The organism is Sphingomonas sp., assembly GCF_036387535.1.
Classification (GTDB): Bacteria; Pseudomonadota; Alphaproteobacteria; order Sphingomonadales; family Sphingomonadaceae; genus Sphingomonas_R.
This window is the reverse complement of the sequence record NZ_DASVTO010000012.1, coordinates 1-7,129: the sequence shown is the minus strand read 5'-3', so window position 1 is coordinate 7,129 and position 7,129 is coordinate 1. Positions and strand designations below refer to the sequence as shown.

Below are 7,129 nucleotides of genomic sequence, written 5' to 3'. Positions count from 1 at the left end.
AGGGCAAGGTCGCGGGGCTGCCGGTCTATCAGCTGCTGGGCGGCGCCAGCAGGCGCGGCGTCATGGTCTATGGTCATGCCAATGGCACGACGATCGAGGAAACCGTCGCCGCCGCCCTCGATTACCAGGCGCAGGGCTATCGCGCGATCCGCATTCAGTCCGGCGTGCCCGGCCTGCCTACGACCTATGGCGTGTCCAAGGACAAATATTTCTACGAGCCTGCCGACGCCGCCCTGCCGACGGAGACGATCTGGTCGACGGAGAAATATCTGCGGAGCGTCGTGCCCCTGTTCGCCGCCGCGCGCGAAGCGCTGGGGTGGGACGTCCACCTGCTGCACGACGTCCACCACCGCCTGACGCCGATCGAGGCCGCACGGCTGGGCAAGGATCTGGAGCCGTATCGCCCCTATTGGCTGGAAGATCCCACGCCCGCGGAAAATCAGGACGCGTTCCGCCTGATCCGCCAGCATACGACGACGCCGATCGCGGTCGGGGAAGTGTTCAACAGCATCCACGATTGCCGCGAGCTGATCCAGAACCAGCTGATCGATTATATCCGCGCGACCGTCGTCCATGCCGGGGGTATCACCCACCTGCGCCGGATAGCCGCGCTCGCCGATCTGTACCAGGTCCGCACCGGTTGCCACGGTGCGACCGATCTTTCGCCGGTGTGCATGGCCGCCGCGCTGCATTTCGACCTGTCGGTGCCGAATTTCGGGGTGCAGGAATATATGCGCCACACCGCCGAGACGGACGCCGTCTTCCCCCACGCCTATGTCTTTGCCGACGGCATGATGCACCCGTGCGACGCGCCGGGCCTGGGGGTCGACATCGACGAGGATCGCGCGGCGCAGCACCCGTATCAGCCGGCGTATCTGCCCGTAAACAGGCTGGAAGACGGAACGATGTTCAACTGGTGAGCCGCTGCGCAGCCACGCCGAAATGGCGGGTGATGCGGGCGACGGACGTTAAAAACAAAGGGGATTGAGGATGAGGAACGCAATTTCGGGACGACGGCGCACCGCCGTGTTGTTGTGCGCCACCGCGTTGGCTGGCGGTGCTCCGCTGACGGTCTGGGCGCAAGCCGCGCCGGTGTCGACGCCGTCGCCCACCGTCGCCACGCCGGCCAATCCGGATCAGACCACCGCCGCCGATCCGCGGACGCAGAACGACGCCACCGCGGAAGGCGCCACGCCCGACGTCGTCGTAACCGGCTTTCGCCAGAGCTACGCCGATGCGATCCGCACCAAGCGGAACGATGTCGAGATCAGTGACGGCATCTCGTCCGATGGCCTGGGGCGCTTTCCCGACCTGAACGTCGGCGAAGCGTTGCAGCGCGTGCCTGGCGTCCAGATCAATCGCGAAGCGGAAGGCCGCAACGCCACCATCAACCTGCGCGGCCTGCCCGGCGAATATGCGCGCCTGACCCTGAACGGCGTCGCCTTCGCCGAACCGATCCTGACCGACGCCGCGCCGCTGGGTGCGTTCAACTCGGACATCTTCAGCGCGATCCGCATCGAGAAGTCGCCGATGGCGAATGCGCAGACCGGCGGCCTGAGCGGCAATGTCGATCTTCAGATTGCGCCCGCGCTCGGCCGCAAGGACGGTGGGTTCGCCAAGGCGGGCTATGAATATAATCAGCTTGGCAAGCTGGGCGCACCGTCCGGCACCATCGGTTATAATTATCATATCTCCGAAAACCTCGCGGTGTTCGGCGTGCTGGCGTACAGGCGCGAGAATTTTCGCCGCGATACGTTGCAGTACAACACCTACTCAGTGTTTACTCCGGCGCAGGCCCAAGCCAATGCCGCCACGCTGGGGGCCTTCTATCCCACCTCCGCCGCATGCCCGTCCTGCACGGGGAGCCAGTCCACGACCGGCGTCATCTACAATTCGCAGCTGCGGCAATATTCGCGCCTGAATGAAGGCGATCTGTTGACCGGCGCAGGGGGCTTCGAATTTGCCCCGACCGATACGACCAAGTTCGGCGTTACCGGTTTCTACACGGATCGTAACCAGCCGAAGACCCGGCAGCTGATCATGATCTATGCGCCGAACCAGGACGCCGGCATCACTACGCTGTCGGCCCCGGAAAAGCTGTCTGACGGGCGTACCGTCGTTCAGGATTACAGCTTCACCAACCCCGATGTCGTGTCCTCGACGCGGCTGTTCGGACAACAGCAAAAATCCTGGGGCCTGAATGCCAATGGCGAATGGAAGACCGAAGACTGGCGTATCGCGTCCGTCTCGACCTATTCCAAAGCGGCCAACCGTTCCAACGAGAGCCAATTGGATTTCAATACCCAGCCGAGGTCGGGGGGCAACGGAGTCGCCGGGACGCTCATTACCGGCTCCGGCAACGTCGAGAATTTCTCGCTGGTCGTGAACCCCAATCCCTCCACCACGACAGTCGCACCCAATGGCTGGTTCTGGGGCGGGCTTGGCGATCCGACGTCCTATTACGATTCGGCAACCCCGGCGCTGCGCCGCAACCGCATCCAGTTCACGGGGACGCAAAGCTATGCGACCAACAAGGTGGCGGCGACGCAGGCCGATATCGAACGCTTCCTGGGGGACGGGTTTCTCAGCAGTGTCCAGATGGGCTTCCGCTACGAGCATAACAAATATGTCTCGGAGGGCTTCCGGACATCGGCCTTCGGGATCCAGACCCAGAATATCGACCCGAAATTCCTGATCCAAAGCCCGACCGCGAACGATTTCTTCCAGGGCAATGGCGGTCAAACGACGACCAACTGGCAGGTCACGGACGTAGAATATGCGTTCCCCAAGCTGCAGCCGGTTACCGTGTTCCCCGGCGGCGCGCTGTCGCCGCTCGGCTACAATATCCGCTACAACGACAATGCGTACGCTCAGTTCAACTTCACCAATCAGACCGACATCGCCGCCATCTACGGTCAGATGAAATATGAATTCGAGCTGGGCGGCATCCGCATCCGCGGCAATGGCGGCCTGCGCTACGAACTGGCCAAGAATAAGGTGCTGGCGCTGAACCGCGTCGCGCTGACCGGCACCATCGGCAGCCCAGCCGATTTCCGCACGGACACGTACAGGCAGAATTACAACAAGCTGCTGCCGTCCTTCATCGCCGTGGCGGACCTGACCGACAAGCTGATCGTGCGCGGTGCGGCATACAAGACCTATGTCCGTCCGCAGCCGCGCCAGTTCTCGCCGGTGACGGTCGTCGGCAGCCCCAATGGCAACATCGTCACCGCGATCCTCGGAAATCCGAACCTGAAACCCTATGATGCGACGTCGTTCGACACCTCGATCGAATGGTACAATCGCCCGAACGGCATCGTTTCGCTGGCCTTGTTCCAGAAGCGGATCAAGGGGCTGATCGGCCAGATTACCGATCGCAGCCTGCTATGCCCGGCGGATGGCAGCGCATACGGGCTCGGCACGTTGACCGTGAACGGTGACCAGTGTCAGAGCAGCCTGATCTTCACCGGTGGGCCGACCCCGACGCCGTTCCTGTTCGTGGCGTCCGGAGTCCTTAACCAGGACAATCCCGTCACCGTGCGCGGTGCCGAGTTCAACCTGCAGCAGAATCTGGATTTCCTGCCCGGCGTCCTGAAGAACCTGGGTGGCGGCTTCAACTATGCGATCACCGGCATCAGCGGCAAGGGGCCGAACGGTGCGCCCGCGACCCTGCCGGGCGTGTCGAAGCATAATATGAACCTGATCGGCTATTATGAAACCCCGGTCTACGGTGTGCGGCTCGTCTATAACTATCGGACCGCTTATGATCTGGCGTCGGCGGGCACCTTTACGGGTGCGGCACGGTCGGTGAAGGCGCGCGGCCAGCTGGACCTGTCCGCGTCATATAATGTGACCAGCTTCTTCTCGCTGTCGTTCGATGCGTTCAACCTGACTAATGCCTTGCGGCAGGAATTTGAGAATGATCCGCGCCTGCTGCGGCGGGTCGATTATGACGGCCGGACCTTCGCGATCACGGGCCGCGCGACCTTCTGATCCCTCCCCACCTTCGGCAGAGCGTCTTTACCGGCGCTCTGCCGTTTTTTCTATCTGGATGACCCGGCGATGGTGCGACGTTTCCTGATATCGGTTGCGGTGGCCGCGCTGGCGAGCCCCGGCGCAGCGCAAGTGGCGCCTGCGTGCGGCGACGCACCCTGCCCCTTCCTCGACCGCAGCCTGTCGCCGGAGGTACGCGCGCGCGATATGGTCTCGCGCATGACGCTGGCCGAAAAAGCGGCGCAGATGCAGGACGAGGCGCCCGCGATCCCGCGTCTGTCGCTCAAGCGCTACGGCTGGTGGAACGAAGTGCTGCACGGCGTCGCGCGCGCCGGCCACGCCACCGTCTATCCGCAGGCGATCGGACTGGCCGCGACGTGGGACACCGAATTGATGGACCGGATCGGCGACGCCATCGCCATCGAAGGTCGCGAGATTCACAACGCCGCCCTGCGCCGCGATCCGACCGGCACCGCCCGATACAACGGCGTCAACTACTGGTCGCCCAACATCAACATCTTTCGCGACCCTCGCTGGGGCCGCGGGCAGGAGACGTATGGCGAGGACCCCTATCTCGCCGGTCGCCTCGCCACGTCGTTCATTCACGGTATCCAAGGCGACGACCCCCTGCGGTACAAGGGGATCGCGACGCCCAAGCATTTCGTCGTCCATTCGGGCCCCGAACCCCTGCGCCACGGCTTCAACGTCGACGTCTCGCCCTTCGACTTTGCCGACACCTATACCCCAGCCTTCCGCATGGCGATCGTCGAGGGCAAGGCGGGGTCGCTGATGTGCGCCTATAACGCCGTCGATGGCGCGCCGGCATGCGGCGGGCCGTTGCTGAACGGCCTGGTGCGCCGGGACTGGGGCTTCAAGGGCTTCGTCGTGTCGGATTGCGATTCCGTCGACGATATGGTGACGGGCCACAAGAGCGCGCCCGACGCTGCCCACGCATCGGCGGTGGCGGTGAAGGCGGGAACCGACCTGGATTGCGGCACGTCCTATACCGCGCTGCCGCAAGCGGTGGCCAAGGGGCTGCTGGCAGAGAGCGACATGGATCGTTCGCTCGAACGGCTGATGGCGGCGCGCATCCGCATGGGCTTGATCGACGGCACCGCGACCGCTGGCGCATCCGACGCAGAGCAAGGGCGCCGCGCGCTGGCGCTGAAGGCCGCGCACGAAGCGATGGTGCTGCTCGCCAATCGCAACGCCGTGCTGCCCCTCAAGGGCAAAGAGCGGGTGGCGGTGATCGGCCCGAACGCCGATCTGCTCCAGAGCCTGGAGGGCAATTACACCGGATCGCCACTGAACCCCGTCACGCCGCTTGCTGGCCTGCGCCGAACGTTCGGGCAAGCCAATGTCACATATGCCGTAGGTTCCGCGCTGACGGAAGGGATGCGGCTGGCGATCCCGGAGACCGCGCTGCGCACGGCCGATGGCAAGCCGGGCCTCGACGGCACGTATTTCGCCAATCCCCGCTTCGCCGGCAAGCCGGCTCAGACGCGCGTCGACCGGACGATAAATTTCGATTTCTTCAACACAGCACCTGTCGGCCTGGAGGCGCGCAATTTCTCGGTGCGCTGGACAGGCACGCTGATCCCGCCCGCACCCGGCCGTTACCGGATCGGCTTTCGCATGACGACGCCTTATCCGAAGGCGGGCGGGCCGATGCCCGACGTGAAAGTCTGGATCGACGGCAAGCTGCTCGTCTCCCCCGCACTCGCCGGCGTCACCGATCCTGCGCCGCCGCCGTGCACCGCGCCGGGATGCCGCCAACCCGGCGATCCGATCGCGATCGACTTTGCGGACACGAAACCGCACGCCATCCGCATCGATTATGTCCGCGCGCATGACGATCGCATCACCGCGCTGGAATGGATCGCGCCGGCCCAGCCGCTGATTGACGCCGCCGTCGCCGCCGCCCGGGCGAGCGATGTGACGATCGCCTTCGTCGGCCTGTCCCCCGATCTGGAGGGCGAGGAGATGAAGGTCAGCTATCCGGGCTTCCGGGGCGGCGACCGCACCAGCCTGACCCTGCCGGCCGCGCAGCGCACCCTGCTTCAGGCGGCGAAAGCCACCGGCAAGCCGCTGGTCGTGGTGCTGATGACCGGCGGCGCGATCTCCGATCCGTGGGTGGAAGCGAACGCCGATGCGATCCTGCAAGCCTGGTATCCCGGCGAGTCCGGCGGCACCGCCATCGCCGATACGCTGGTGGGCCGGAACAATCCCGCCGGCCGCCTGCCTTATACGATCTACCGCGACGTGGCCGACCTGCCGCCTTTCGAGGATTATGCGATGCGCCGGCGCACCTATCGCTATTTCACCGGCCCGGTCCTGCACCGCTTCGGCGAGGGGATGAGCTACACCAGCTTCGCCTATCGTCAGCCGTCGCTGCCCAAAGCGCGGATCGCCGCGGGTGGCGGCACCGCGGTCAGCGTCGACGTGACCAACACCGGCGCGCGCGACGGCGACGAAGTCGTCCAGCTTTACGTCACCAAACCCGCAACGCCGCTGTCGGCCCGCCATGCGCTGGCCGGGTTCCAGCGTATCCACCTGAAAGCGGGCGAAACACGGCGCGTCACCTTGCCTCTCGATGCGCGGGCTCTGTCGCAGGTCGACGCGAAGGGCGCGCACAAGGTGCTGCCCGGCGCCTATCGCCTCTACGTCGGCGGCGGCCAGCCGGGCGCAGCACCCGGCGCCGAGACGACGCTGAGGGTGACGGGCACCGCCGATGTGGCGCGCTAGCGGCGTCGCATTTCTCGGCGCCATGCTGCTGGCGGCGGTGCCGGCGGAGGCGCAAGACGAGCCCGCGGCGCGCGCCGTCCTCCACCGCCTGATCGGTTCGCGCGCCGATGCCTTCACGTTCGTCCGCCGCCCAGGCACCGGCGCGGACTGGTACGCCGTCACCGCCAAGAATGGCCGCGTGCGGATCGAGGGCCGCTCACCGGTCGCGCTGGTCCGCGGCGCCTACACCTACCTGGGCGATATCGGCGCCGCGTCCGTCAGCTGGGACGGGGACCGTGTCGTCCTCCCCGCGCGCCTGCCCGACCTGATGACCGGCCGCGTTTCCACGCCCTTCGGCCACCGGCTGTACCTGAACACCTGCACCTATGGGTACACGACGCCCTGGTGGAAT

Annotated in this window: 4 protein-coding genes; all 4 read left to right on the top strand. The window is 65.5% G+C overall.

What is annotated here, in order from left to right:
- The coding region (locus tag VF649_RS01610) for a D-galactonate dehydratase family protein (RefSeq protein WP_331010210.1) at nucleotides 1–920 on the top strand (920 nt) is incomplete at its 5' end.
- Nucleotides 921–990: 70 nt separating this feature from the next.
- A complete protein-coding gene (locus VF649_RS01605) occupies nucleotides 991–3,993 on the top strand; it encodes a TonB-dependent receptor (RefSeq protein ID WP_331010209.1) in 3,003 nt (1,000 codons plus the stop codon).
- Nucleotides 3,994–4,062: 69 nt separating this feature from the next.
- A complete protein-coding gene (locus VF649_RS01600) occupies nucleotides 4,063–6,738 on the top strand; it encodes a glycoside hydrolase family 3 C-terminal domain-containing protein (RefSeq protein WP_331010208.1) in 2,676 nt (891 codons plus the stop codon).
- The coding region (locus VF649_RS01595; protein WP_331010207.1) for an alpha-N-acetylglucosaminidase N-terminal domain-containing protein at nucleotides 6,725–7,129 on the top strand (405 nt) is incomplete at its 3' end. The genes VF649_RS01600 and VF649_RS01595, both read left to right, overlap by 14 nt.